We start from the raw sequence: 24,016 nt of genomic DNA, 5'->3' as shown, positions 1-24,016 counted from the left end.
GCATAACTCTCGCGACGCCTGCCCGTCAAAGGTTGGATTCTCCGGGTGTCACCACCCCGTGGTCAAACGCAAAGACGATCGCGGCGGCCCGATCTCGCAGCTCGAGCTTGCCGAATATGTGTCCGACATGGCTTTTCACGGTGACTTCGGAAATACCTAGTTCGCGGGCGATCTCCGTGTTCACCCGGCCGCGTCCGATCAATTCGAGCACCTCGTACTCGCGCGCGGTCAGCTCCGACAACCGCGTGTTGGCGCGTGTCGGGCTCGGCCGCACGGTGCGATAGGCCGACAGCACGCGCTCGGTGACCGACGGATCGAGCCAGGCGCCGCCGCCCGCGACCATCCGCACCGCGCGGATCAAATCCTCGGCGGGTGCGTCCTTGAGGATGAAACCGGCCGCGCCCGCCCGCAGCGCGCCGGAGAGCAGCTGATCGTCGTCGAAGGTGGTCAGCACCAGTACCGGCGGTGACCCCTCGCGAGCGCGCAGGACGCGGGTGGCGTCGATGCCGCCGACGCGTTTCATCCGCAGATCCATCAACACCACGTCGGGCCGCTGAGCCACCACCGCGGCGAGCACCTCGTCACCGTCGGCGCATTCGCTGACCACGAATCCGTCGCGGCGGCGCAGGATGCGGCGCAGGCCGCCGCGGACCAACTCCTGGTCGTCGACCACCAGCACGGTGACCGCGTCGTCGGCGCTCGACGGCGATGCCGCTGTCACAGGGACTCCTTCCACTCGCGGTGGTGTCTCACCACGACTCCCGTATCGGCGACGGGCCGCCGTGCGACATCCCGGCCCATGGTGTGCACGCGAAACCCGCGCGGGCGGGAGCGAGCGGAATAGCCACCCGGACCGACCAGCCGCCGTCGCACGGACCCGCGATCATCCGACCGCCCAGCAGTTCGGCGCGCTGCACCATCCCCGACACGCCCATCCCGGTCCCCCGCTGCGCGGGCAGACCGCCGGGCAGCGTGTTGTGCACCGTCAATATCGCCGACGCGCTATCCACCGCGACCCGGATCGAGGCGGCGGCACCCGGCGCGTGCTTGACGACATTGGCCAGCGACTCCTGCCCGATCCGATACAGCGCGAGACCGACCGCCGGCGTCACCGCGCGCAGATCCTCGGCGCACACGTAGCGCACCTCGAGCCCGGCCCTGGCGAAGTCGCCGACCAGACTCGCGATGTCCTCGACGCCGGGTTCCGGCTGATGTTTCGACGGCCGCGCGTCGAGCAGCCCGACGGTGCGCCGGATGTCGGCCATGGCCTGCCTGCCCAGTTTTTCGGCCTCGGTGAGCGAATCCACCGCCTCGTCTACTTCCCGATCGGTCTGCAGTGCGTGCCGCGCCGCGGTGAGATGCAGCAGGGTGATGCTCAGCGAGTGCGCGATCACGTCGTGTACCTCGCGGGCGATCCGGCGGCGTTCCTCGTCCGCGGCCTGGGCCGCGCGGACGTCCTGATAACCACGTTCCTGATAGAGGAATCGGCGTTGATACTGCAGCAGCAGCCCGGCCATCCATCCGAAGGCGACGGTGACCAGCACGGTGATCAGGTAGGTCGGCAAGCCTTCGGACAGATGGCCGTACATGTCGAACAAGACCAGTTCGAGCATCATCGCGGCGGTGATCGGCACGCTGACTCGCAGTCCGGTGAGCGCCGCCACCTCGCCCGCCGCCGCGACGAGCACGAACGGCGCGAAGTCCGGCGAGATCGGTTGCAGCAGGAACAGCGCCTCGGCCCCCATCGCGAGCAGGGCGAGGGTCACCGGCCGCGGCATCACGCCGAGAAACGCGTACATCGGTCCGAAGGCGGTGGTCAGCAGCACGGCAAGAATCGGAAGAGCGGTCGGAAAGTAGCTGTGCCGCTGGACCGCTGCCGCGATGGCGACGAGGCACACCGCGATATCGACCACGAAGATGACCGACGGCGGATAGTCGAACGGAAGTTCCTCGACCCTGCGCTGGAACACGGTCACCGGCTGTCGGGCGAACTCGGCGACGCGGTCGCCGGAGCGGCGCAGACCGAGCGCCACGCGCCGGAACGCGCGGGCCACCGAACTCGATTCAGGCGCCGGGGTGGGCACGCCGATCACACCCATCCGGTAAGGCTAACCGCCCGGTCCTGGCCGGTACATCGTTCCGGGAGCGGGTCGTTTCTCCTACCGTGGGCGGAGATCGATTCGGGTCTCCGGCACGAAGACAGCCGGACCGGCCCGGCCGTACCGTGAGTCGCAGCGTCACACGGAAAGGCGAGGCTCATGTCCTGGAAAGATCAGCACGCCCGCACCGAAGTTGTGCACACCGTCCTGGCTCGCGCCGCCGTCGATCCGGCCGATCCACGGCTGTTCACCGGAATCCCGGACCTGGAGCGGCTGTTCGGCGGTGCGGACGGAGTGTTACTTGCCCTGCGCTATCGCTGGAACATCCATCTCGACGCGAAGCTGGATCAAGCGCTGGCCCAAGGACAGTCGGCGATCGATGCTTACCTCGAGCTGGCCGCCGAGCAGCCTGCGCTGCGTGCCGTCCTGGACGCGCAGTATCGTCGCCGCAACCACGAGGCAGCAGTACTGGCGCGACACTGAACTGATAACCGACCGAACAAGGTGGGGGGACAACGATGTCGAATACCGCGATGCTCGAATTATCCGGGGTGACCAAGGAATATCGGGTCGGCGAGCAGACGGTCCGCGCGCTCGACGAGATCAGCCTGCGCATCGAACCCGGCGAATTCACCTCGATCATCGGGCCCTCCGGCTCGGGCAAGAGCACGCTGCTGCACCTGCTCGGCGCCCTCGATACCCCAGACGCGGGCTCGATCCTGTTCCAGGGCGAGGAGATCGGGTCGCTCGACGATGAGCGCCAGTCCGAGTTCCGCCGCCACCGCGTCGGCTTCATCTTCCAATTCTTCAACTTGCTGCCCACGCTGTCCGCGTGGGAGAACGTCGCGATCCCGAAGTTGCTGGACGGCACCGGGTTACGCAAGGCCAAGCCGCGCGCGCTGGAGCTGCTCGACCTCGTCGGGCTGAGCGATCGGGCGAGTCATCGGCCCGCCGAGCTGTCCGGCGGTCAGATGCAGCGGGTCGCGGTGGCCCGGGCGATGATCATGGATCCGCCGCTGATCCTGGCCGACGAGCCCACCGGCAACCTTGATTCCAAGACCGGCTCCTCGATCCTCGAATTACTAGGCGGGATCGCCGGATCCGGCAATTCGGTGGTGATGGTGACCCACGACAACGACGCGGTCGCCTATTGCGACCGGGTGATCACGTTGCACGACGGGCGCATTGGCTCGAACAACAGCACCGACCGATCGGTCCGCGCGTGATCGGCGCCGCATGGGATCGACTGCGGCTGTTCAACATCGGCGAACTGCTCGCACATCGCGGGCGTACCGCCATGTCGCTGGTGGTGATGGGGGTGTCGGCGGGCCTGCTGGTCGCGGTGCTCAGCATCTCGGGTTCGGTCACCGGGTCGGTGGACCGGCTCACGCACAGCCTCGGCGGCCGGGCCGCGCTCGAGGTCACGGGCGTCACCGATGCGGGCTTCGATCAGCAACTGCTGCCGCGGATCGCGACCGCGCCCGGGGTCGAGAAGGCGGTGCCGATGCTGCGCGCGCAGATCGGCTCCGGTGCCGATCGGGCGCTGCTGATCGGCGCGGACCAGAATATCGGCGCGCTGGGCAGCGAGCTGGCCGGGCCGATGACGGCGCAGCTCGGCAAGCTGCTCTCGGTGCCCAACGGCGTTCTGGTCGGTGCCGCGATGGGGCACGCGGAGGGCGAGCGATTCACCCTCGGCTCCGGAACCGTCACTGTCGCAGGGGTTCTCGACAAGGCGACCTCGAAGCAACTCAACGGTGGCCATCTCGTCGCGGCGCCGCTCGGACTTGCGCAGCAGGTCACCGGGCGGGTCGGTCGGCTCGATTCCATTCAGATCATCCCGGCGCCGGGCACCAAGGTCGACACGTTGCGTGCCGCACTCACCAAGGTCGTCGACGGTCGTGCCGTGGTCGCGGAGCCGAGCCTGCGCACCGCGCAGGCGGGCGGCGCGGTCCAGCTGGTGCGGTACTCCACCATGATGGCTTCGGTTGCGGCGCTGATCGTTTCGGCCTTTCTCATCTACAACGCGATGAGCATGGCGATCGCCCAGCGCAGGCCCATGCTTTCGCTGTTGCGCGCGATCGGCGGCAAGCGCGGGCCGATGGTGCGTGACCTGCTCGCCGAGGCCGCGCTGCTCGGCGTGCTCGGCGGCGGCGTCGGCGCGCTGCTCGGAATCTTCATGGGGCGCATGGCGATCGGCCAGTTGCCCGCCGCCATCGTGGCGTCGGTGGAGGCGCGCACCGAGTACCTGGTGCCCGGCTACGCGATTCCGGTCGCGATCGGCGCCTGTGTGGTCGCCAGCGTGGCCGCGGCCGGGCTGGCCGCGCGCCAGGTGTACAAGGTGGAACCGATCGAGGCGCTGGTCCCGGTCGGCGTCGGCCGCACCGACGTGACGAGCCCACTGCTGCGCTGGGTCGCGACCGTCGCGGGCCTCGCGCTGGCCGCGCTGGCGATCGTGATCGCCGAGTTGGACCTGGGCCGCTATTCGCTGGCCACCATCTCTTCCGCGTTCACCGCGGCCATCGTGCTCTGTTTCGCCGCGACCGGACCACTGGTCCGGGCCGCCGCGGCGACCGCCCGCGTGTTCGGCGCGCCCGGTGCCCTCGGCGCGACCACGCTGGAGCGGGCGCCGCGCCGGGTGTGGGCGACCGCGATGACCGTGCTGATCGGTGTGGCGGCCACGGTCACCATGGGTGGTGCGTCGCACAATATGGTCGACTCCGCCACCGCCTCCTTCCAAGACCTGGCCAAGGACGATCTGTACATCAGCCCCGCCCCGATAGCGGAGTTCCCGACGGGTCCGCTGCTGCCCGCCGGACTGGTGGACCGGATCGCCGCGGTTCCCGGCGTCGAGCGGGTCAGCCCGGCACAGATGGCCTTCGCCACGCTCGGCACCGGTCGGGTGATGCTGCAGGGTTATCCGGCCAACGCGCGCGAATCCCAGATGGGCAAGCTGGACGACGCGGTCGTCGCACAGCTGTCCGCCGGTGATGGCGTGGCGGTATCGCGTGACGTGGCGAAATCGCTCGGCGTCGGAGTCGGCGCCCAGCTGCGTTTGCCGACCCCCACCGGCGAACACACCGTCACTGTGCGGCAAGTGATTCCGTACTTTTCGGCGGTATCGGGCGTGGTCATGATGGACGTCGACGTGCTGCGGCAATGGTACGAGCGGCCGGGCGAGACGGTCGTGACGGTCGACTTCGCGCCCGGCGCCGACCGCGCGGCGGTGCAGGCCGCGGTGCGGCAGGTGGTGCCGCCGCAGATCCACGTGGATACCGGCGCGGCCGCGGTCACCGCTGTCTCCGCCAGCATTCGACAGGGCTCGGCGTTGAGCAACGCCATCCTGTGGATCGTGGTATTGGTCGCCACGGTGGCCCTGTTGAACACGCTGATGCTATCGGTGCTCGAGCGCCGCAGGGAACTCGGCGTGCTGCGGGCCATGGGCACGAACCGCAAGTTCCTGATGCGCTCGGTGCTCGCCGAGGCGGCCGGGATCGGATTGGTCGGCGCGGCACTGGGTCTCGTCGTCGGCGCCGCCGTGCAATACCTGGCCACGGTCGCCATGGCGCACGCGCTCACCATCGACATCGTCTATCAGCCGAGTCCGATGCTGCTGGTCTACGGTTCGGCCGCGCTCGCGCTCGCCCTGCTCGGTTCGATACCGCCCGCACTGCGCGCGGGCCGCATGCCGATCGTGGCAGCCCTGGCGGTCGACTGAATTCTGTTGGCTACAAAGGCAGGTCGGCGAACCAGGCCTTGAACTTCTGCTGGGTCAGGCCGAATCCGGAGTCCGGTTGGCTGTCGGTGAGCGTCACCTTGGCGAAGAACAGATAGCTCGACCGCGCCGGATCGGAGTCGAAGCTCACGACCAGGAAACCGTCCGGGAACCCGCTCGCCGACTTCTGCCACCGGTACGTCGGGTAGGACTTGCCGCCGTTGCGTTCGGTCGCCTTGGTGTTCGACGGCAGGTCGCGCACCGCCGCTTTGGCGTCCTCGGGCGTCTTGAAGGCGACCGCGATGAAGTCGGGCTCGTTGATCGGTACGCCCCAGCAGTTCCAGCCGGACTGCCAGTTCGGGAAGTCGGGGGCGTCGGCGTCGCTGGATATTTTGTCGCCCGCCTTGGCGGTGTCCAGGAAGCAGGTTTTGTCGTGATAGCCCTTGCCGCTGCCGATCCCGAACTGGGTGTCGACGCCCTGCGGGAGGATCTTCGGGAAGGCCTTGGCGACGGCCGCCGGATCCGCGGGCGTGCCAGCCCCGGGTGTCTTGCCGAAGTCCAGTGGCGACGTCGGATCCGACTTTCCCAGTTTCGCTATCGCGATTCCGGCGCCGGCCAGCACGACCACGACGATCAGCACGAGTGCCACGATCAGGCCCGTGTTCGAACGGCGCGCGGGCGGCGGGTAGGCCGGGCCGGGGTTCGCCGGGCCATAACCCATCGGCGGTGGCGAGAAAGATTGCCCGGCAACGGGGTTAGGCGGCGAGTAACCACCGCTGGCCTGGTTGGCCGGGGTAAATGACGGTCCGGCAACGGAGTTCGGTGCTGGCGCGGAATAACCGGCGGACGGGAACTGCTGCCCGGCAACCGGGTTCGACGCGTACTGCGGCGGTGCCGCGTAGCTGGGCGCCGACGTGGCGTAGTTCGGCGGGTACTGGCCTTGGCTCGGCGGCTGGGCGAGCACCGTCGGGGCCGGCGGCGGGGTGTACGGCGTGGCAGGCGCCGTGAGCGCGTGCCGTGCGGCGGCGGCGAAGTCGAGGCAGGACGCGAACCGCTGGTCGGGGCGTTTGGCCATCGCCACCGCGAGCACCGTGTCGAGCGCGGGCGGCAGGCCCGCCCGCCGCGCGGCCGCGGACGGCGGCGGCCACTGCAGGTGGCCACGGATGATGTCGGCCGGGGCCGGCGAGTCGAACGGCGCGATGCCGGTCAGCAGCCAGAACAGCGCGCACGCCAGCGAGTACTGGTCGGAGCGGTGATCAAGATGCGCGCCGGTCATCTGCTCCGGCGAGGCATAGGCCAGCGTCGCCGTGAACATCCCGGTCTGCGTCAGGTGCGTGGAATCCTCACGCAGCCTGGCGATTCCGAAGTCGGTGAGGAACACTCGCTCCTTGTGCCCGCCACTGGACCTGGCCAGCATGATGTTGGCCGGCTTCACGTCACGGTGCAGCACGCCCATGCCGTGCGCGTAATCCAGTGCCCCGGCAACGCCTTCGATGATCTGCACCGCGCGCTCCGGCGGCAGGTTGCGGGGGGTCACCGTTGCCGCGTCGACGCCGTCCACGTACTGCATGGAGATCCACAGCTGGTCGTCCTCGGTGCCGCGGTCGTACACCGCGACGATGTTCGGATGATCGAGTTGCGCGGCCAGATCGGCCTCGCGCTCGAACCGCGCCCGCACCTCGGTATCGGTGAACAGCTCACGGTTGAGCAGCTTGAGCGCGGTTTGCCGGGGCAACCTGGGATGGCGAGCCAGGTACACCGATCCCATGCCACCCTGTCCGAGCAGCCTCTCGATGGTGAATCCGGCGAAAACCGCACCGCTGGTCAGCAACACAATCCCTTCAATCGAACCGCGGCCCCCGGATGTCACGTCCGAGCGCGTCATACAGAGCTTGGAGCATAGCCGGTAACCCCGTGGCCACGCGGTTTCGAATTCTCGGGGAAAATCGGTGAAACTGTTCAGGAGACATCATGGTCACGTCAACGAAGTACGGCGCGTTCATAATGGCCTTACGCCCGGTTACCGACCGGGTCGGACCGATGAGCTAAATTTTGCACCGCCGACTGACAGCGATGACACGCAGTGATGGGTGGTGGGGAGGACGCGTGGTGAAGTCGACGGGTACCGGTGTTGGGTTGCGCGGTGTGCTGCGCGCCACGGCCCTGGTCGCGGTGCTCGGCCTGACCTCGTGCGCGCTGCTCCCCGGCAACCGGCACCAGGCCGACCGGCCCGCCGTCGTCGTCGACACCGCCGGATCGTTCCGGCCCGGACTCTCGGTGTCCATCCCCGACTCGCTGGCCGCCGACTTCACCCAGCTGCAGCCCACCCTCGGCGGCGAGGTCGGCCTGGCGATCATGCCGGTCGGCGGCGGCCGGATGACCATCTTCGGCGACTGGACCAGCGGCATCGCCTGGTCGACCATCAAGGTCCCGCTGGCCATCGCGGCACTGCGGCACGACTCGGACACCAGCATCTTCGAGGACGCCGAGGCCGCGATCACGGTCTCGGACAACGATGCGGCAGAGGAACTCTGGCAATCGCTCGGTGACGGAGAGGCCGCCGCCCAGGCGGTGCAGGAAGTGATCGACGAGGGCGCCGACACCACCACCAGCGTGGCCGGGCCACGAACCAAGTTGGACTACACGGCATTCGGGCAGACCGAGTGGACGCTGGCGAACCAGGTGCGGTTCGCTTCCCGGCTGCCGTGCCTGCCGCAGACGTTCAAGGTGACCGAGCTGATGTCGGAGATCACCCCCGATCAGTCCTGGGGGCTCGGCACTTTGGCGGGCTCCGCGTTCAAAGGCGGCTGGGGGCCGGACGACGACACCGGCATCTACACGGTCCGCCAATTCGGTGTGGTGCCGACGCAATCCGGCATGGTCGCCGTCGCCCTTGCGGCACAGGCCGATTCGGGCACCTACGACGACGCCACGGCCATCCTGAGCCGGATGGCCGTGCTACTCGGCAGGCACCTATCCGAGCTGCGCGGCGGCACCTGCGCGCAGTGACGTGCTCGGGCGTCAGCCCGGCGTGACCAGACCCGATTCGTAGGCCAGCACCACCGCCTGCGCGCGATCACGCAGGTTCAGCTTCGAAAAGACCTTGGAGACATGCGTTTTCACGGTCTGCTCGGCGACGAACAGCGATTCCGCGATCTCGGTGTTGGACATGCCCTTCGCGATCAGCTCCAGCACCTCGCGCTCGCGCGGCGTCAGCGAGGCCAGCGCGGGTGCGGGTTTCGCGCGGGTGGCCGAGCGGCGGCGGGTGACGTCGGCGATGAGGCGCCGGGTGACGGTCGGGGCCAGCAGGGCCTGGCCGTCGGCGACCACCCGGACCGCGCGCACCAGCTCTTCGGCGGGCGCGTCCTTGAGCAGGAACCCGCTCGCGCCGATGCTCAGCGCCTCGTACACGTAATCGTCGATGTCGAACGTGGTGAGCATGAGCACCCGCACCGGCGGGTCGAACCCGGCGGCCAGGATCAGGCGGGCCGCGTCGAGTCCGTTCATCTCCGGCATCCGCACGTCCATCAGGACCACGTCGGGGCGCAGTCGCTTGGCCTCGGCCACCGCGATCTTCCCGTCCGACGCGTCCCCCACCACGCTGATGTCAGTCTGGGCGGCGAGCAGGGCACCGAAGCCCTGCCGCACCATCGCCTGGTCATCAGCGATCAACACGGTTATTGCCACGGCCCTACCCTAAGCGGACACGGGCGCGGTGAGCGAGACGGCTCAGTTACCGGCTTGACCGAGCAGCGCCGGGTCGAGTGTCACCGACTGGCTCAGCGGAATGCGCGCGTGTACCTCGAACCCGCCGTCGGCGCTCGGGCCCGCGGTCAGCTCGCCGCCGACGGCTACTGCCCTGGCCTGCATGCCCGCGATGCCGTGCCCGCCGTTGCCGACGGGACGGGCCACCGTGGCGGTGGGGCCGTTGCTGACGACGAGGTCCACGATCGGGCCGACGCTCAGGTGCACCTGGATCGGTGCCTCCGGCGCGTGCCGTGACGCGTTCGACAACGACTCCTGGGTGATCCGGTAGAGCGCGAGACCGGCGGTGTCGGGGACGGTCTCCAGCACACCGTCGACCGTCCAGGCGATCCGCACACCCGCGCGCAACGCGCCCTCGAACAGGCTCGGCACATCGGCGGCCTTGGGTTGCGGCGCGTGCTCGGGGGCCTGGCCGTCGCTGCGCAGCACGCCGAGCATGCCGCGGATCTCGTTGAGCGCCTCCCGGGCGGTAGCGCCGATGGATTCGAATTCGGCACGGGCGGCAGGGGTTACCCCATCCACCCGGTAGGGCGCGGTCTGCGCCTGCACCACCACCAGCGACATATGATGCGCAACCACGTCGTGCAGGTCGCGGGCGATACGGGCCTTCTCCTCCAGGATCGCCCGGCGGGCCCGCTCAACCTCGGTCACCTCTTCCTGCTGCATCAACTGCTTGCGCGACTGCACCAGCCAGCGCACCAGCAGGCCGAACAGCACCACCGCGCCGAGCGCGATCGGCCAGCCCCACACCGAATTCCCGCCGGCCTCGCTCGCCATCGTGGTGCCGAGCAGCAGCGACGTCGCGGCCCATGCCACGCCGATGATCGGCACCGTCCCCCGCACCGCCACCGCGAGCAGCAAGACGAACAGCGTCAGCACGTGCACGACCTGGATCGGCATATCGTTGTTCGGCTGATGCGGGATGGCCAGCGAAATGAGCAACCCTGACCCCGCAGAGATCGCCCAGCCGAGCGCCGGATTGACCCGGACCAGCAGCACCGGGAACGCGGCCAGCGCCGCGATGAACGGCTGCACCGCGACCGGCACCGCATGGGTGACGTGCAGCGTCGGCCACGCCACCGCGAAGAAGATGAGGGCGACGATCACCGTCAAGGCGTCGAACCGCATCCGCCCGCTCATTCGCTTGTTCCGGGCACGGATCTGCTGCTTCATACCTACGACCCTAGAAAGTCCAGCGTGCTGCCACGTCATACCCCCGGGTGATTTCGTACCCCGTACCCAGGTGCGAGGCCGTGACCGGGCTCCCTCGGCGGCATGGCCACCGATACCGCTCTCCGGCGTGAGGTCCGCGAGCGAGGCGGATCCCTAGCTTGTAGATCATGAGCACACCGACCAACGCGGGGCCCGCGGCGGCGCGGCCCGCACAGGCCGCAGGCGCCTCCCTTTCTTCTTCCGCCACAATGAGTTCCGCGATGCGGCGCGCCGCGGCACTGACCGCCGTGGCGTTGACCACCATGGCGGCGGGTGTCTTCCTGGCGCCCGCGCCGCAGGCCGCGGCCGCGAGCGCGCCGATCGAGAGCCGCATGGCCGGCGCGGCGGTCGCCGAGCTGACCTCGGGTGGTCCCGGTTCGATGGCCGCCATCTCGGACGACTTCACCGCCCAGTTCGGCTATCGGCCGAGCACCGTCGACGGGCTGGTGGTGAATCCGCGGGGTGACTGCTCGTCACCGGTGACACTGCCCGCCGAGTTCGAGACCGCGTGCAAGGCGCACGACCTGGGGTACGACCTGCTCCGCTACGCCGAGCAGCGCGGCGAGCCGCTCGGGCCGTGGGCGCGGCAGGCGCTGGACAACACCCTCGAACGGCATATGCACGAGGCCTGCGACAGCCGGGGCGATTCGTTCTCGCGGGCTCGGTGCAATGCGATGGCCTCGATCGCTTTCACCTTCGTCGATCTGAATTCGCGGCGACAGGGCTATGGCGCGCCGGTCGTCGAGTCGGTTTTCGGTGCGGCCGAAGCTGATTCGGCGACCAGCTGGACGATGCTCGGAATGCTCGGGGCGGGCATGGCCGGTCTCGGGGCGGTGCTCACAGTGCGAAACAAGAAGCGGGTTCGGCCGGTCGCCGGTTCGGGCCGGGCGCTGAATGGTGCTGCGCTGGGAGTCCAGCGATGACAAGCACACAATCGAGACCTGTCGGGGTGGGTACGACATTCGGCTTCGATGATCTGCGGGCGCGAACTCCGCTGCGTGACGATCACCGGCCGAAGTGGGCGGCTGCCACGGCATCGACTGCGGTGCAGCGCTTCTCGCGGCCGCGGATCGGGACGACGCTGGCGGTCGGGGTCGGCACGCTGGCATCGCTGGCGCCGGGGCTGCTGCCTCGGACGCCGGATGCGCAGGCGGTGCTGACCGGATTGCTGGTTGCGCTGACTTTGGGGATCGCGGGGATCGTTCGATTCGTGCTGCGGCGCTGGGGTTTCGATATCAATCAGCGGTTGCCTCAGGTGCGGCAGCCGTTGCTGATCGTGATGTCGGCATTGGTGATCGGCGCGGCGGCGCTGGCCGGGCATTGGCAGAACATGCTGCGTGCGGCGATGAGCACGGCTCCGATCGGGGCCGATTACTGGCCACGGTGGCTGATCGAAGCGGTGCTGATCGCCGGTGTGTTCGTGGCGATCTCCCGTGGGATAGGTTGGGTACTAAGCAAATTGGGGTGGGCACGTGGGGTTTCATTGGTCGCGGCCGCAGCGGCATTCCTGTACCTCGTCGCGACGCCCATGGTGGTCGGCTGGCGGCAGGCGACGTATGCCAGCGCCAACGCGGCCCTGGATCCGGCTCTGGTGCAGCCGATCTCGGACGCCTCGGGTAGTGCGGAGTCGGCGGTGAGTTGGTCGTCGCTCGGTGCCGAGGGACGGAAGTTCGTCAGTGGTGCGGGGCCTGCCCGGGTCTATGTCGGGGTGGAGTCGGCGCCGGATCTGGAATCCCGTGTCGCGCTGACCGTTCGGGAGCTCGATCGCACGGGCGCCTTCACCCGGTCCAACCTCGTGGTGCTGGTGCCGACCGGTTCCGGCTGGATCGACAGCAATGCCGTGCGCGGCTTCGATCAGCGCTTCGGCGGCGACGTCGCCCTCGTCGGCCTGCAGTACTCGTACGCGCCGAGCTGGGTGACCTTCGTCTTCGGACGCGATGCCGCGGTCACGGCCGCACGGGCGCTGTTCACCGCCGTCGAAAATCGAATCCGCACACTCGACCACAAGCCCAACCTCTACCTCTACGGCCAGAGCCTCGGCGCCCTCGGCGGCAGCTCGGTCTTCGCCGACGACGCCGACCAGGACCGCCGCACCTGCGCCGCCCTCTGGGCCGGTCCACCCGCCGGACAGGTGCATCACGCCGGCGCGACCGTGCTGGCCAACAGCTCGGACCCGGTGGTCCACTGGTCACCCGCCCTGCTGTGGCGCGCGCCCGACCTGACCGGCACCCGCCTGGACGCGCCACTACCCCAGTGGCTCCCGGTACTCAGCTTCGTCCAAACAACCGTCGACCTACTCGCCGCCCTCAACGCCCCCGCAGGCCACGGCCACCGCTACGGCACCGACCAGGGCACCGCGATGGGCACGTGCTGACCGGTTCCACAAAGCGTCTATACCTCGCACAAGCCGTTTACTCCCTGTGCGAGGTATCGACGCTCTGTGAGATCAACACTCGTCTCCGCTGAGGCCGAATGGCCGGGCCAGCCGCCGCCCCGTAGAACGTGTTCTAATTGGCGGCATGGCCTTTGTCATCGACGCCACTGTGGATATCGACGCGCCCGCTGACCTCGTCTGGCAGGTGCTCACCGACTTCCCTCGCTACGGCGAGTGGAATCCGTTTGTCAGCGAATGCAGTAGCTCGCTGGTCCCGGGCGAGCCGATCGACATGCTGGTTCACCTCGGCGCCCGCCCCCGCCGCCAACGCGAATTCATCCGCTCGCACACCCCGGGCCACGAGCTGAGCTACGCCATGAAGCCGGTCCCGCTCAACACCCTGCACAGCCTGCGCTCACACACCCTCACCCCCCTCGACAGCAACCGCACCCGCTACGAGTCCCACTTCGAACTCGCGGGCTGGCTACATCCCGTAGTAGTCGCCCTACTCGGCAAGCACCTGCAACGAGGCTTCGCCGCCATGACCGCGGGCGTCAAAGAACGAGCCGAATACCTTCACACCAGCTGACCCCCGCGCCGCCGCTTACAAATCCGCACTCTTTCCAGGGATCCGCACTCGGATCAGGGCCTATTCCGAGTGCAAATCCCAAGAGGGAGTGCGGATTTCGATGCTGCGCGGCGCGGTCAGGGGCGCAGGTGGGCTAGGGCGGCGGTGAGGGCGGCGTCGGCGTAGGACTCGGTGAGGCCGCCGAGGCCAAGGGACCAGCGGGATTGGATGGGGCCGAGGAGTAGGTCGGAGGCGAGTTCGAGGTCGAGGTCGGGGCGGAGTTGGCCGGATCGGATGCCTGCGGCGAGGCGGTCGGCGATGGCGGCGCGTTCGGGGAGCAGCAGGCGCTCGCGGTAGGCGGCGCCGATTTCGGGGTCCTGCTGGATCTCGATGTACATGGCGCGGAGGAAGGATTCGAAGGTCGGGTCGGTGAGGGCGGCGATCGAGCCGCGGAGCAGGGCGCGCAGGTCGGCTGCGATATCGCCGGTGTCGGGGAGCGCGAGACCGTCTGGGCCGGAATCGAGTTCGAGCATCGCGTCGAAGACGACCGCGCCCTTGGACGGCCACCAGCGGTAGATGGTCTGCTTGCCGACGCCGGCGCGGGCGGCGATCGCCTCGACACTCAGCTTCGCGTAGGGCAATTCGCGGATGAGCTCGGCGGCGGCGGCGAGAATCGCGGCGCGGGCGCGTTCGCTGCGGCGGGCGACGCTGGGGGTGTCGGGCACGTAATCAGCGTAACATCAACGAGACGATACGTCTCGTATTGACAAGTAACGATCCGCTTGGCATTCTCACTGAAACGAGACGGAGCGTCTCGCGACGGAAGGATCTCCTCATGACCAGAACATGGTTCATCACCGGCGCCAACCGCGGGCTAGGCCGGGCCTTCACCCTCGCCGCGCTCGCCGAGGGTGACCGCGTTGTCGCGACCGCTCGCGACCCGCGGTCCATGGCCGACCACACCGACGACCGGCTCACCGTGCTGCCGTTGGACGTTCGCGACCGCGATGGCGTGATCGCCACCGTGGACAAGGCTTTCGCGCTGATGGGCACGATCGATGTGATCGTGAACAACGCGGGCTACGGCCTGGTCGGCGCGCTCGAGGAACTCACCGAGGCGCAGATCCGTGACCAGATGGACACCAATTTCTATGGCGCCCTGTGGGTTTCCCAGGCGGCCGTGCCGCACCTGCGCGCACAGGGCTCCGGCCACATCGTGCAGATCTCGACCGTCGGCGCGGTCGGCAGCCTCCCGCTGTTCGGCATGTACAACGCGAGCAAGTGGGCACTGGAAGGGTTCAGCGCTTCGCTCGCCGACGAGCTGCGCCCGTTCGGCATCGCCGTCACCCTCGCCCAGCTGGGCGGTTTCGACACCGACTGGGCGAAGACGAGCATGCGGTTCGGTACCGGACTCCCCACCTACGAACAGGTGCGCACCGGAATCCTCGGCATGCCCGACTATCCGGACCCGAGCGCGCCGCCGCCCGCGACCGACTACGAGTCCGAATGGAAGGAGGCCGCACCGGAGGTCGGCGCGGCCGGACTCATCGCTTTGGTGAACGAGGCCGATCCGCCGGTCCGCAAAATCATCGGCCCCGGCGCGCACCAGATGGTATCGATGGCATTGGACCAGCGCCGCCTGGACTATTTGAAGGACCCCGAATTCACCTGGCCCGCCTGACCATTGAGGTCTACGGCAGACAAATGCCCGGCAACTTCAGCCACCGACTTCGCAGACTACCTAGCACTTCACACACCGCACTCAACTGATGGAAGGCTGTGCGAAGTCTCGAGGAAGTCTGCGACGTTGCGCTATCCCGCCAATCGGTCGGAGCGCTCGGTCGGGGCGATGCTCAACCGTCAGATCGCGGGCTCGAATACAAGGCTTCGCACCCCGGACAGCCAGCTGTCCGGGGTGCGAAGTCCGCAGCAATTTGCGAATCGGGTATCCCGCGACTCGCAGTCGCCCAGCTCAACTAGGGACTTCACGCACCCCGCTCGGACTTCACACACGCGTCAGCTGGCTGGTGTGCGAAGTCTCGAGCAGGTGTGCGAAGTTCGCCTACCCGTCAGGCGATGGGGCCGCGGGCCGCTTCGTACGCCGCACCCACGCGGTACAGCCGGTCGTCGGCGAGGGCGGGTGCCATGATCTGGAAGCCGACCGGGAGGCCGTCGTCCTTGCTCAGCCCCGACGGGACCGACATGGCGGGGTGACCGGCCAGGTTGGTGGGCAGGGTGCACAGGTCGGACAGGTACATGGCCAGCGGATCGTCGACCTTTTCGCCCAGCTTCCACGGGGTGAACGGGCTGGTCGGCGAGACGAGCACGTCGACCTGCTCGTAGGCCTTGTCGAAGTCGCGCGCGATCAGCGTGCGGACCTTCAGGGCCTGGCCGTAGTACGCGTCGTAGTACCCGGCCGACAGCGCGTAGGTGCCGATCATGATGCGGCGCTTGACTTCCGGGCCGAATCCGGCGGCACGGGTGGCCGCCATGACCTGCTCGGCACTGTGCGACCCGTCGTCGCTGACGCGCAGGCCGTAGCGCATCGCGTCGAAGCGGGCCAGGTTGGACGACACCTCGGACGGCATCACCAGGTAGTAGGCCGACAGCGCGTATTCGAAGTGCGGACAAGACACTTCGATCACCTCGGCGCCGAGTTCCTTCAGCACCGCGACGGCGGCATCGAAGGATTCGAGCACACCCGGCTGGTAGCTATCGGAGTGAAGTTCCTTCACCACACCGACTTTCACGCCGCTCAGGTCGCCCTTGGCGCCTTCGCGGGCCGCGGCGACGACCGGTGCTACCGGCACGTTGCGCGAGGTGGAGTCGCGCGGGTCGTACCCGGCGATCACCTCGTGCAGCAGCGCGGTGTCGAGCACCGTCCGCCCGCACGGGCCGCCCTGGTCCAGCGAGGACGCGCACGCGACCAGGCCGTAGCGCGACACCGTCCCGTAGGTCGGCTTGGTGCCGACGGTCGCGGTCACCGCGGCGGGCTGACGGATCGACCCGCCGGTGTCGGTGCCGATGGCCAGCGGTGCCTGGTTCGAGGCCAGCGCGGCCGCGGAACCACCGCCGGAGCCGCCGGGGATGCGGGTGGTGTCCCACGGGTTACGGGTGGGGCCGTACGCGGAGTTCTCGGTGGACGAACCCATCGCGAACTCGTCCATGTTGGTCTTGCCGAGGATCGGGATGCCCGCCGCGCGCAACCGGGTGGTCAGCGTCGCGTCGTAGGGCGACACCCACCCCTCGAGGATCTTCGATCCGCAGGTGGTCGGCATGTCGGTGGTGGTGAATACGTCCTTGAGCGCCAACGGAACTCCGGCCAGCGGCGACGCGGGCGCGGCACCGGAGCCGATCGCCGAATCGACCGCGGCGGCCGCTTCGAGCGCCTGCTCCCCCGCCACGTGCAGGAACGCGTGGTACTCGCCGTCGACCGCGCCGATCCGATCCAGATGTGCCTGGGTGACCTCGACCGAGGACACCTCACCGCCGTGGATCTTGTCGGCAAGCTCGGCAGCAGACAAGGTAGTCAGGTCGGTCATTCGGCCTCTCCCAGGATCTGCGGAACCACGAACTTCTGCTCCTCGGCCGCCGGGGCGCCGGACAGCGCTTCCTCCGGGGTCAGGCAGGGCACGACCACGTCGGGCCGGGTCACGTTCGTCGTCGGGTTCGGCGACGCGGTGGCCGGGACATCGGCGGCGGCGACCTCGGAAATGGTCCGCACGTGGCTCAGGATCGAATCCAGCTGACCGGCGAACTGATCCAGTTCGGCTTCGGACAGCGCGAGCCGGGACAGCCGGGCGAGATGTGCTACCTCGTCACGGGAGATGGCGGGCACCGCGGGACCCCTTTCGGCTTCGGTGTCAACAGTGGGGATCGCGTCGCAGGGACGCAAGAGGATACGGCCCACCCGAGCGGACATGCCATATCCAACCGGTACAGCCTAGCCACCGCCGCCGACACCACACCGGCCGCCCATGCCTCGACCCGCACGATCCCGCCGCACGGCCGCAAACGGATACCGGCCCTTCGAGGACACGATCGGCGCCGCCTGGCGACAACCGTGGCTCGGCCCCAAATGATCGCATCACATGGCCGCCCGAGGTTGTGGCATCTGCGGTGGCCTCGCGCATCTAATCGTGCGCCGCCTGGCCGCTTAACCGCGCGACACGGCTGCCCCGTCACCCGCCGCGACACCTCCTGACGCACCGCACACCTAATCGCATGCGACTAGGTCTCAACTGATGGCACATCCCTGACACCCAGTGACTAGGTCTGCGGAGAACAAGGAGGTCTGCGCGTCCAGCACCCGTCGCAACGGCATCACCGTGGCGGGTTGGATGTGCCCACGATTCGGCAGGCACCCTCCGACGCGGCACCCCGCAAACGCACACCTCGCGATCTGGCGCAACCTAAGCCATGCACGGTCGCGTCGTACGGGCGCAAGGGAATACGACCTCGCCGACGGATCGGACGTATCCGATCGCGGCAGCCTTGCCACCGCCACCTGCCGCAATGTCTCGGCCCCGGCGCGATCGCGACCTAGGGACACAAAGGAATACGGCTAATCGCCCGAACATCGCATATCGGGCGCAGCCTAGCCACAACAGTGCGACACCGGACGCTCATGTCCGGACCCGGCGGTAGGCTTGCTGGGCCGCGCACGGCGATGATTCGGTCGATCCGGTTCGACGACACGGTTTCCCAACTAGCTCGACACGCCGTATTGTCACGAAATCGCCGCGTGGCGTACATCACTGGCCGTACTTCGAGTCGTTTACCGGGGCGCGGGGGTGTAAGTATTGCGTGACCCGGGTATCCGTTCAGAGCCTCGGCCGCCCTAGGAAAGGAACGCACGTGTCGTATCTGCTCCGCGTGCAACTTCCGGATCGACCGGGAAGCCTCGGTGCCCTCGCGCTCGCACTCGGCTCCGTCGGCGCCGACATTCTCTCGTTGGACGTGGTGGAGCGCGGCGCCGGTTTCGCCGTCGACGACCTGGTTGTCGAGGTGCCGCAGGGCGCGCTGCCCGACACCCTGATCACCGCCGCCGAATCGATCGGCGATGTGCGCGTCGACTCCATCCGCCCGTACTCCGGCGTGCTGGACACCCATCGCGAACTCGAACTCATCGACCAGGTGGCCAGCGCCAAGGACGACCGGCTGCAGGTGCTCGTCGACGGCGTGCCCCGGGTGTTGCGCGTCGGCTGGAGCACCATCATCGACATGGGTCCGCAGGGCGCCTACCGCGTGGTGGGCAGCCCGAGTGCGCCGGAGACACAAGCGGGTTCGGCCCCGTGGATGCCGCTGGAAAAGCCCGCCATCCTCGATCCCGAATCCGAGTGGGTCCCCGAGATCTGGCGCGACATGGACACCAAACTGGCCGCCGCACCCCTGGGCAACACCGGCAAGGTGCTGCTACTCGGCCGCCCCGGCGGCCCCGACTTCCGCCCGTCGGAAGTGGCCCGCCTCGGCTACCTCGCAGGCATAGTCGCCACCGTCCTCGGCTGACCATTCACCGCTAAAGCCCGCCGACAAGGCAAAGGGCAGAAAGCGACGCCCCTCACGTCTCCCCCGTGGTCCTTGCGCAGCGAACGGGACACGATGGCGGAAAAGTACGAGTAGCCACGCCCTCATGTCCCACCCGGTGACACCCCCGGCGAACGGGACATAGTGGCGCGAAAGTGCGAGTGACGGCGCCATCATGTCCCGTTGGGCGTCAGCTCGCCAGGTTCAGGCGGAGGACGGTGAGGAGTTCGCCCGCGGGGGTGTGCCAGTCGCGGTCGGGGGTGGGGACGAAACCGAAGCGGTCGTAGATGCGGCGGGCATCGGTCATGGCGGGCATGGTGGTGAGGGCTATGGCTTGGAAGCCTTCCGCCTTGGCGATGTCGATCACGGTGCGTACCAACGCGGTTCCCGCGCCGAGCCCGCGCGCCGACTTCGACACGGCGAGCATGCGGAACTCCAGTTCGCCGGGACGCGCGATCTCCGCGTATGGAGTGCCGGGGCGGGCGACGGTGAGCGATCCGACGATCCGGTCGGCATGCGTGGCCACCAGGAGTTGGGCGGACGCGCCGCGATGCGCGGTATCGGCCAGCTCGGCCGCGTACGGGGTGTCCGCGCGAACGAAACCGTCGCCGACGTAGACCTCGACCGTGAGTTCACCGATCGCCGGGTACTCGTCCGGCCGGGCCGTTCGGATCACCAAACCCGCGTTCTCGACACCGATACCTGCCTTCGCATCCATACCTGGCATGGTGCCATTCGACGTAGCACGGTCTACGTCACACATGCCTTCGTCAGGATCCGAGACCAGGGCTGGCGCCGGGATGCACGATCTGCCAGCGCTCCGGTTTGCCCGCTGGGTAGGCGACGGTGATGAGATCGCCGATCGACGGCCACGCGTTGACGTCCCACGCGAAGCGGCCGTAAACGACGGTCCCCTGCACCGTCGGACCGGTCACGTTGCCGGTGATGGTCACGAACTGCTCACCAGCCAGATCGTCCGGCCGCGGGCTCACGCCGGTGACGTAGAGCGTGCCGGTCTCCCCGGCCGCGGGCCGAAAGCCGCCGCGACCGCGCAGATAGACCGCGACCACCCCGGCCAGGGCGATGATCATGATCAACAGCATTCCGAACTGCAGCATTTGCCCATGCTATTGCGCCCGGCGGGCAACCTCGCACATCCGCCGGTCGCTACACCGTGGCGAGCTCGCTGGTGCCGTGTTCGGTGCGGCGGACCTGCCAGACCGCGCTGCGGGTGCGCGCGGAGCGCCCGTTGCCGCGATCGATCAGCGCGCGGTTGTTCGTGGTGTAGATCAGTTGAGCGCCATGGGAATTGGTTTCCGGATTCTGGAAAAGCTGGATCAGCCGATCGGTTTCCTCGGCGGGCAGCCGCGCGCCGATGTCGTCGATGGCGAGCACCCGGCCCGAGTCCAGGGCGTCGAGCATGGTCGGCAGCACCCGCAGCAGCGACTGGGTCGCGGCGGATTCGTCGGTGATGTCGAACGGATTGGCGATGCCGTCGTGCACCAGGCCGAGACCCACCCCGCGCCGGGCAACCATCCGCGCGTACAACGCGTCCCTGGCGGCCTTCAGGTTGGTCAGCTCGCGCTCCAGCAGCACCGGGGTGAAGCCGTTTTCCTGCAGCAGCCGGTCGGCGAAGCCGGGCGAGGTGGCGCACAGTTCGATCTGTTTGCCGAGCGCGGCGATGTCGGCGTCCAATTCGCGCAGGTAGTCCGCGTACATCGGATCGTTCTCCGCGATGAGCAGATCGGTGATGCCGAGTTCGGCGGTGCGCAACAGCATGAGCAGGCGCGCCGCGTTCTCCGGCGACCGGGAGATGTGACCGCCGAGCCGGTGCGCGATGGCGGCCGGGTCGGCCGCGCCGAGCTGCACCTCCAGCATCGACTCGAACCAGCGGTAGGCGGGCACCAGCGCGTCGGCGTACATCTGCCCGGCGAGGCTGAGCAGCAACGCATTCGGGCGCACAAGCGGCACCAGCGCGGCGATCCCGTAGCGTGCCGCCTCGAACATCGGCCCGATCTTGATCTGGTCACCGTTGCGCTCGAACACGATTCGCTTGCGCGAGCGCGGCTGGGTGTACAGCCATTCGGCCGTCACGTCGGCGTTGTCGAGGCGGAAGCCGTAGGTGTACGGCACCCCCTCGGCGACGAATCCGGCGACGAATTCCGAAGGGCGGTCCGGGAATCCGAGATGCGGCGAACGCGCCGGTCCGGCGTAGGGATCCCAGCCGGTCACCGAGTGCAGCACCGCGTCGCGCATCTGCGCGAGCGCATCGATCAGGTTCGTCTTGCCGGCCGCGGCGGCGCCGTGGATGGCGGTTACCGGCACCGCCACCGGTCCACCGCCCTTGGTCAACCGCAATTCCTGCCCCTCGGCCAGCGATCTGTGATTCGTCACTTGAAAACTGCGCAGCATCCCGACATCCTTTCGTCCCCGCCGCCACGCCGCGACAGCAGGGCTTACCCGCACAAGCCCGAAAAGGATTCATAGCCAATGCACATAGTGGCCGCATTGGAAGTAGGAGCGCACCGATCCCCCGACAACGACGCTGGTTACGGGTTAGCATGCTGGACGCCACGACTTGTTCGTGTGCCGTTATTGCTGGAAACGTTCGACACTGATGGGTAACGATAGGTATGACGGTTCGTCGTCTGGTATTCCGAAGCTCCGTCGCCGCCGCCATCGGCTTGGGGTCGATTGTGGTCGTCGCGCCACAGGCCGTCGCCGAGACGTGCGCGGACGGCTCCGCTCGAATCTTCTTCTCCAACGCCGAGCCCCGCTGTCAGACTGGGAGCGCGAGCTACAGCGCGGAGACGATCTCGAAAGTGTGCTCGATGACGGGGGCCGATGTCGTCGCGGAGGCCGTCTATCTGAACTCCAAGAAGCAGCCGGTCCCGACGCGGCTCGAGCTGAGCAATGGCACCTGCGGGCGATTCATCATCGGGGGCCAGCAGAGCGCCACCGTCTCCGTCACCCCCAACTGACCACCGCACCTGCTCCGGCCCTTACCGCCCGCGCAGTAACAAGGCACTGTCGCCGAATTCGTGCCAGAGATACCCCGTGTCCAACGCCGCCGAGTAGGCCGCGTGCACGGTGTCCTCGCCGGCCACCGCGACCAGCAGATCCAGGTGCGAGGCGCCAGGCGCGTGCCAGCCGGTGATCAGCCCGTCCACCACGTGGGCCGGGCGATCGTCACCGAGGACCAGCTCGGTCCAGCCGCGCGCCGCGCGCACCCGGCCCGACGGATCGGCCGCGGTCTCCAGGGCACGGGTCACCGTGGTGCCGACCGCGATGATGCGACCGCCCGCGGCCTTCGCGTCGTTCACCGTGCGGGCGGTCGAATCCGAGACGACGAAGCGTTCCGGGCTCGGCGGTTCACCCGCCTCCGGCGACGACACCCCGGTATGCAGGGTGATCGGTGCGATCCCGACACCGGCGGCGATCAGATCGAGTACCAGACGTTCGGTGAACGGCCTTGCCGCGCTGGGCATTTCCGCACTTCCCGGAATCCGACCGAAGACCGTTGCGTAGTACGAGATGGACCATCGTTGCGGCACATAGGAATAGGTGATCGGGTAGCCGTAAACCTCCAGCAGGCACCGTGGGTCAGTGCTGACGTCGACGACCCACAGGCGACGCGCGCCGGCCAGCCAGGGCGCGCGGAGCGTGGCTCGCGCACCCTCCGGTAGCTGAATGACCATTCCCGCCGAAAGCTCTTCCCCGGGATAAGGAGTGCGCGCGGTGGTGCGAACCTCCACCACCCAGCCGCCGTCGTCCAGCCAAGTCGCGAAGTGCACGGCGATCGGCTTGCCGCCCATTCTGCCGTCGACCGCGGCGGCGAGAGTGGCCGAATTGTTCACCACCACAAGGTCTCCCGGGCGCAGATGCTGCGGCAGTTCCCGGAACCGCGCGTGCGTGAGGTGATCGCCGGCCACCAGCAAGCGGACCTCGTCGCGGGCCAACCCGCGCGCCTCCGGCGGGGCGACGGCATTGCGTTCGGGCGGCAGGACGAACGAGCGCTGCGCCAGCGTGATCGTCATGAGGCGCGGCCCACCGCGAAATCGGCTGCGGCATAACGCGCGTTCTTGGGTTTCTCGTCCAATAGTCGCAACAGCGCGGGCACCACCGTGTCCGGTTCCGGCCGGTCGGATATGTCGTCGCCGGGGAAGGCCGCCTGGTGCATCTCGGTCCGCATGTCGCCGGGATCGAAGGCGTAGATGGACAGCTCGGGATGCTCCGCGCCCAGTATCGCGGTGAGCTGATCGAGCGCCGCCTTCGATGAACCGTAGCCACCCCATTCGGGATACGGCTCGATCGCGGCGTCGGAGCTGATGTTCACCACGCTGCCGCCCGGCGCCAGCAGCGGCAGCGCGAACTGCAGCACCGCGAGCGGGCCGAGGACATTCGTCCGATAGACCAGGTCGAGTTCGTCGAGCGGGTAGTCGGCGAGCCGGGCCAGCGGGCTCGGCCCGAGCCTGCTCGCATTGTTCACGACCAGCGCGAGTTGCCCTGCGCTGCTTGCCGTTTCGGCCAGCAGCGTCCGATGCGCCGGGTCGGTCACGTCGCCGGGAATCGCGATGAACGCGGCACCGAGTTCCTCGGATACCCGCGCCAACCGCTCGGCCCGCCGGGCGGTGCCGATTACCCGCCAGCCGCGTTGCACGAGTGCGCGACTGAGCGCCAGCCCGAATCCGGCGGACGCGCCGGTGATCAGTGCGGTGGGACGAGCCATGAGAACCTCCTGGTAGTTGCCTACCGCTCCA

At 68.3% G+C, this 24,016-nt stretch carries 23 protein-coding genes; 10 read left to right on the top strand and 13 right to left on the bottom strand.

Annotated elements, in window-relative coordinates; translation table 11 throughout:
* Positions 1-25 precede the first annotated feature (25 nt).
* A complete protein-coding gene (locus tag ACIA8C_RS07015) occupies positions 26-721 on the bottom strand; it encodes a response regulator (RefSeq protein WP_397131744.1) in 696 nt (231 codons plus the stop codon).
* A gap of 28 nt (positions 722-749) precedes the next feature.
* Entirely contained in the window at positions 750-2,099 is a 1,350-nt protein-coding gene (locus ACIA8C_RS07010; protein ID WP_397131742.1) for a sensor histidine kinase, read from the bottom strand.
* A 159-nt stretch (positions 2,100-2,258) separates the two neighbouring features.
* On the opposite strand from ACIA8C_RS07010, the gene ACIA8C_RS07005 reads away from it, so the two are divergent.
* Genes ACIA8C_RS07005 through ACIA8C_RS06995 form a run of 3 tightly spaced genes read left to right on the top strand, consistent with a single transcriptional unit; the run spans position 2,259 to position 5,814 of the window.
* Positions 2,259-2,582: a hypothetical protein gene (locus ACIA8C_RS07005; RefSeq protein WP_397131740.1), complete on the top strand. Its 324-nt coding sequence runs from the start codon at positions 2,259-2,261 to the stop codon at positions 2,580-2,582.
* A gap of 35 nt (positions 2,583-2,617) precedes the next feature.
* Positions 2,618-3,325 (top strand): ABC transporter ATP-binding protein, encoded by a 708-nt coding sequence (locus ACIA8C_RS07000; protein WP_397131738.1) that lies wholly within the window; start codon positions 2,618-2,620, stop codon positions 3,323-3,325.
* The gene (locus tag ACIA8C_RS06995; protein WP_397131736.1) at positions 3,322-5,814 is read left to right on the top strand and encodes an FtsX-like permease family protein; all 2,493 of its coding nucleotides are present in this window, start codon (positions 3,322-3,324) and stop codon (positions 5,812-5,814) included. The genes ACIA8C_RS07000 and ACIA8C_RS06995 overlap by 4 nt, the downstream gene beginning before the upstream one ends.
* 10 nt (positions 5,815-5,824) lie before the next feature.
* On the opposite strand, the gene ACIA8C_RS06990 is transcribed toward ACIA8C_RS06995, so the two are convergent.
* On the bottom strand, positions 5,825-7,645 hold the full coding sequence (locus ACIA8C_RS06990) for a protein kinase (protein WP_397131734.1): 1,821 nt from the start codon (positions 7,643-7,645) through the stop codon (positions 5,825-5,827).
* A gap of 272 nt (positions 7,646-7,917) precedes the next feature.
* On the opposite strand from ACIA8C_RS06990, the gene ACIA8C_RS06985 reads away from it, so the two are divergent.
* On the top strand, positions 7,918-8,820 hold the full coding sequence (locus tag ACIA8C_RS06985; RefSeq protein WP_397131732.1) for a hypothetical protein: 903 nt from the start codon (positions 7,918-7,920) through the stop codon (positions 8,818-8,820).
* Positions 8,821-8,832: 12 nt separating this feature from the next.
* Here ACIA8C_RS06985 and ACIA8C_RS06980 read toward each other — a convergent pair whose 3' ends face one another.
* Together ACIA8C_RS06980 and ACIA8C_RS06975 are read right to left on the bottom strand one after the other, a co-directional pair.
* The gene (locus ACIA8C_RS06980; RefSeq protein ID WP_396992064.1) at positions 8,833-9,498 is read right to left on the bottom strand and encodes a response regulator; all 666 of its coding nucleotides are present in this window, start codon (positions 9,496-9,498) and stop codon (positions 8,833-8,835) included.
* A 42-nt stretch (positions 9,499-9,540) separates the two neighbouring features.
* A complete protein-coding gene (locus ACIA8C_RS06975; protein WP_397131730.1) occupies positions 9,541-10,749 on the bottom strand; it encodes a sensor histidine kinase in 1,209 nt (402 codons plus the stop codon).
* A 167-nt stretch (positions 10,750-10,916) separates the two neighbouring features.
* Here ACIA8C_RS06975 and ACIA8C_RS06970 point away from each other — a divergent pair, with 167 nt between their 5' ends.
* The 3 genes from ACIA8C_RS06970 to ACIA8C_RS06960 all read left to right on the top strand — a co-directional run bounded on the left by ACIA8C_RS06970 (position 10,917) and on the right by ACIA8C_RS06960 (position 13,751).
* Positions 10,917-11,711, top strand: a complete 795-nt coding sequence (locus tag ACIA8C_RS06970) for a hypothetical protein (protein ID WP_397131728.1) — start codon at positions 10,917-10,919, stop codon at positions 11,709-11,711.
* On the top strand, positions 11,708-13,162 hold the full coding sequence (locus ACIA8C_RS06965; protein WP_397131726.1) for an alpha/beta-hydrolase family protein: 1,455 nt from the start codon (positions 11,708-11,710) through the stop codon (positions 13,160-13,162). Before ACIA8C_RS06970 ends, ACIA8C_RS06965 begins: the two co-directional genes overlap by 4 nt.
* A 145-nt stretch (positions 13,163-13,307) precedes the next feature.
* A complete protein-coding gene (locus tag ACIA8C_RS06960; protein ID WP_397131724.1) occupies positions 13,308-13,751 on the top strand; it encodes an SRPBCC family protein in 444 nt (147 codons plus the stop codon).
* 116 nt (positions 13,752-13,867) lie between these two features.
* Here ACIA8C_RS06960 and ACIA8C_RS06955 read toward each other — a convergent pair whose 3' ends face one another.
* Positions 13,868-14,455, bottom strand: coding sequence for a TetR/AcrR family transcriptional regulator (locus tag ACIA8C_RS06955; RefSeq protein WP_397131722.1), 588 nt, complete (start codon positions 14,453-14,455; stop codon positions 13,868-13,870).
* A gap of 110 nt (positions 14,456-14,565) precedes the next feature.
* Here ACIA8C_RS06955 and ACIA8C_RS06950 point away from each other — a divergent pair, with 110 nt between their 5' ends.
* A complete protein-coding gene (locus ACIA8C_RS06950) occupies positions 14,566-15,411 on the top strand; it encodes an SDR family NAD(P)-dependent oxidoreductase (RefSeq protein ID WP_397131720.1) in 846 nt (281 codons plus the stop codon).
* A 388-nt stretch (positions 15,412-15,799) separates the two neighbouring features.
* Here ACIA8C_RS06950 and gatA read toward each other — a convergent pair whose 3' ends face one another.
* A complete protein-coding gene (gene gatA / locus ACIA8C_RS06945; RefSeq protein WP_397131718.1) occupies positions 15,800-17,272 on the bottom strand; it encodes an Asp-tRNA(Asn)/Glu-tRNA(Gln) amidotransferase subunit GatA in 1,473 nt (490 codons plus the stop codon).
* Positions 17,269-17,568 (bottom strand): Asp-tRNA(Asn)/Glu-tRNA(Gln) amidotransferase subunit GatC, encoded by a 300-nt coding sequence (gene gatC / locus ACIA8C_RS06940; protein ID WP_194834604.1) that lies wholly within the window; start codon positions 17,566-17,568, stop codon positions 17,269-17,271. The genes gatA and gatC overlap by 4 nt, the downstream gene beginning before the upstream one ends.
* Positions 17,569-18,587: 1,019 nt before the next feature.
* On the opposite strand from gatC, the gene ACIA8C_RS06935 reads away from it, so the two are divergent.
* Positions 18,588-19,238: an amino acid-binding protein gene (locus ACIA8C_RS06935; RefSeq protein WP_014987212.1), complete on the top strand. Its 651-nt coding sequence runs from the start codon at positions 18,588-18,590 to the stop codon at positions 19,236-19,238.
* A 208-nt stretch (positions 19,239-19,446) separates the two neighbouring features.
* Here the strand turns inward: ACIA8C_RS06935 and ACIA8C_RS06930 are convergent, their stop codons facing one another.
* Genes ACIA8C_RS06930 through ACIA8C_RS06920 form a run of 3 tightly spaced genes read right to left on the bottom strand, consistent with a single transcriptional unit; the run spans position 19,447 to position 21,668 of the window.
* Positions 19,447-19,974 (bottom strand): GNAT family N-acetyltransferase, encoded by a 528-nt coding sequence (locus ACIA8C_RS06930; protein WP_397131716.1) that lies wholly within the window; start codon positions 19,972-19,974, stop codon positions 19,447-19,449.
* Between the two features lie 52 nt (positions 19,975-20,026).
* Positions 20,027-20,374 (bottom strand): hypothetical protein, encoded by a 348-nt coding sequence (locus tag ACIA8C_RS06925; RefSeq protein WP_397131714.1) that lies wholly within the window; start codon positions 20,372-20,374, stop codon positions 20,027-20,029.
* 49 nt (positions 20,375-20,423) lie between these two features.
* Positions 20,424-21,668: an ATP/GTP-binding protein gene (locus ACIA8C_RS06920; protein WP_397131712.1), complete on the bottom strand. Its 1,245-nt coding sequence runs from the start codon at positions 21,666-21,668 to the stop codon at positions 20,424-20,426.
* A gap of 221 nt (positions 21,669-21,889) precedes the next feature.
* On the opposite strand from ACIA8C_RS06920, the gene ACIA8C_RS06915 reads away from it, so the two are divergent.
* Entirely contained in the window at positions 21,890-22,237 is a 348-nt protein-coding gene (locus ACIA8C_RS06915; protein ID WP_397131710.1) for a hypothetical protein, read from the top strand.
* 21 nt (positions 22,238-22,258) lie between these two features.
* Here the strand turns inward: ACIA8C_RS06915 and ACIA8C_RS06910 are convergent, their stop codons facing one another.
* Together ACIA8C_RS06910 and ACIA8C_RS06905 are read right to left on the bottom strand one after the other, a co-directional pair.
* The gene (locus tag ACIA8C_RS06910) at positions 22,259-23,293 is read right to left on the bottom strand and encodes an S-adenosylmethionine:tRNA ribosyltransferase-isomerase (RefSeq protein WP_397131708.1); all 1,035 of its coding nucleotides are present in this window, start codon (positions 23,291-23,293) and stop codon (positions 22,259-22,261) included.
* Complete coding sequence (locus ACIA8C_RS06905) at positions 23,290-23,985, bottom strand: SDR family oxidoreductase (protein ID WP_397131706.1); 696 nt, start codon at positions 23,983-23,985, stop codon at positions 23,290-23,292. Before ACIA8C_RS06905 ends, ACIA8C_RS06910 begins: the two co-directional genes overlap by 4 nt.
* Positions 23,986-24,016: the final 31 nt, after the last annotated feature.

It is taken from the genome of Nocardia sp. NPDC051321 (assembly GCF_044455225.1).
In the GTDB taxonomy this organism is placed as follows: domain Bacteria; phylum Actinomycetota; class Actinomycetes; order Mycobacteriales; family Mycobacteriaceae; genus Nocardia.
The sequence above is the reverse complement of the archived record's forward strand: the minus strand, read 5'-3'. Positions and strand labels throughout refer to the sequence as shown.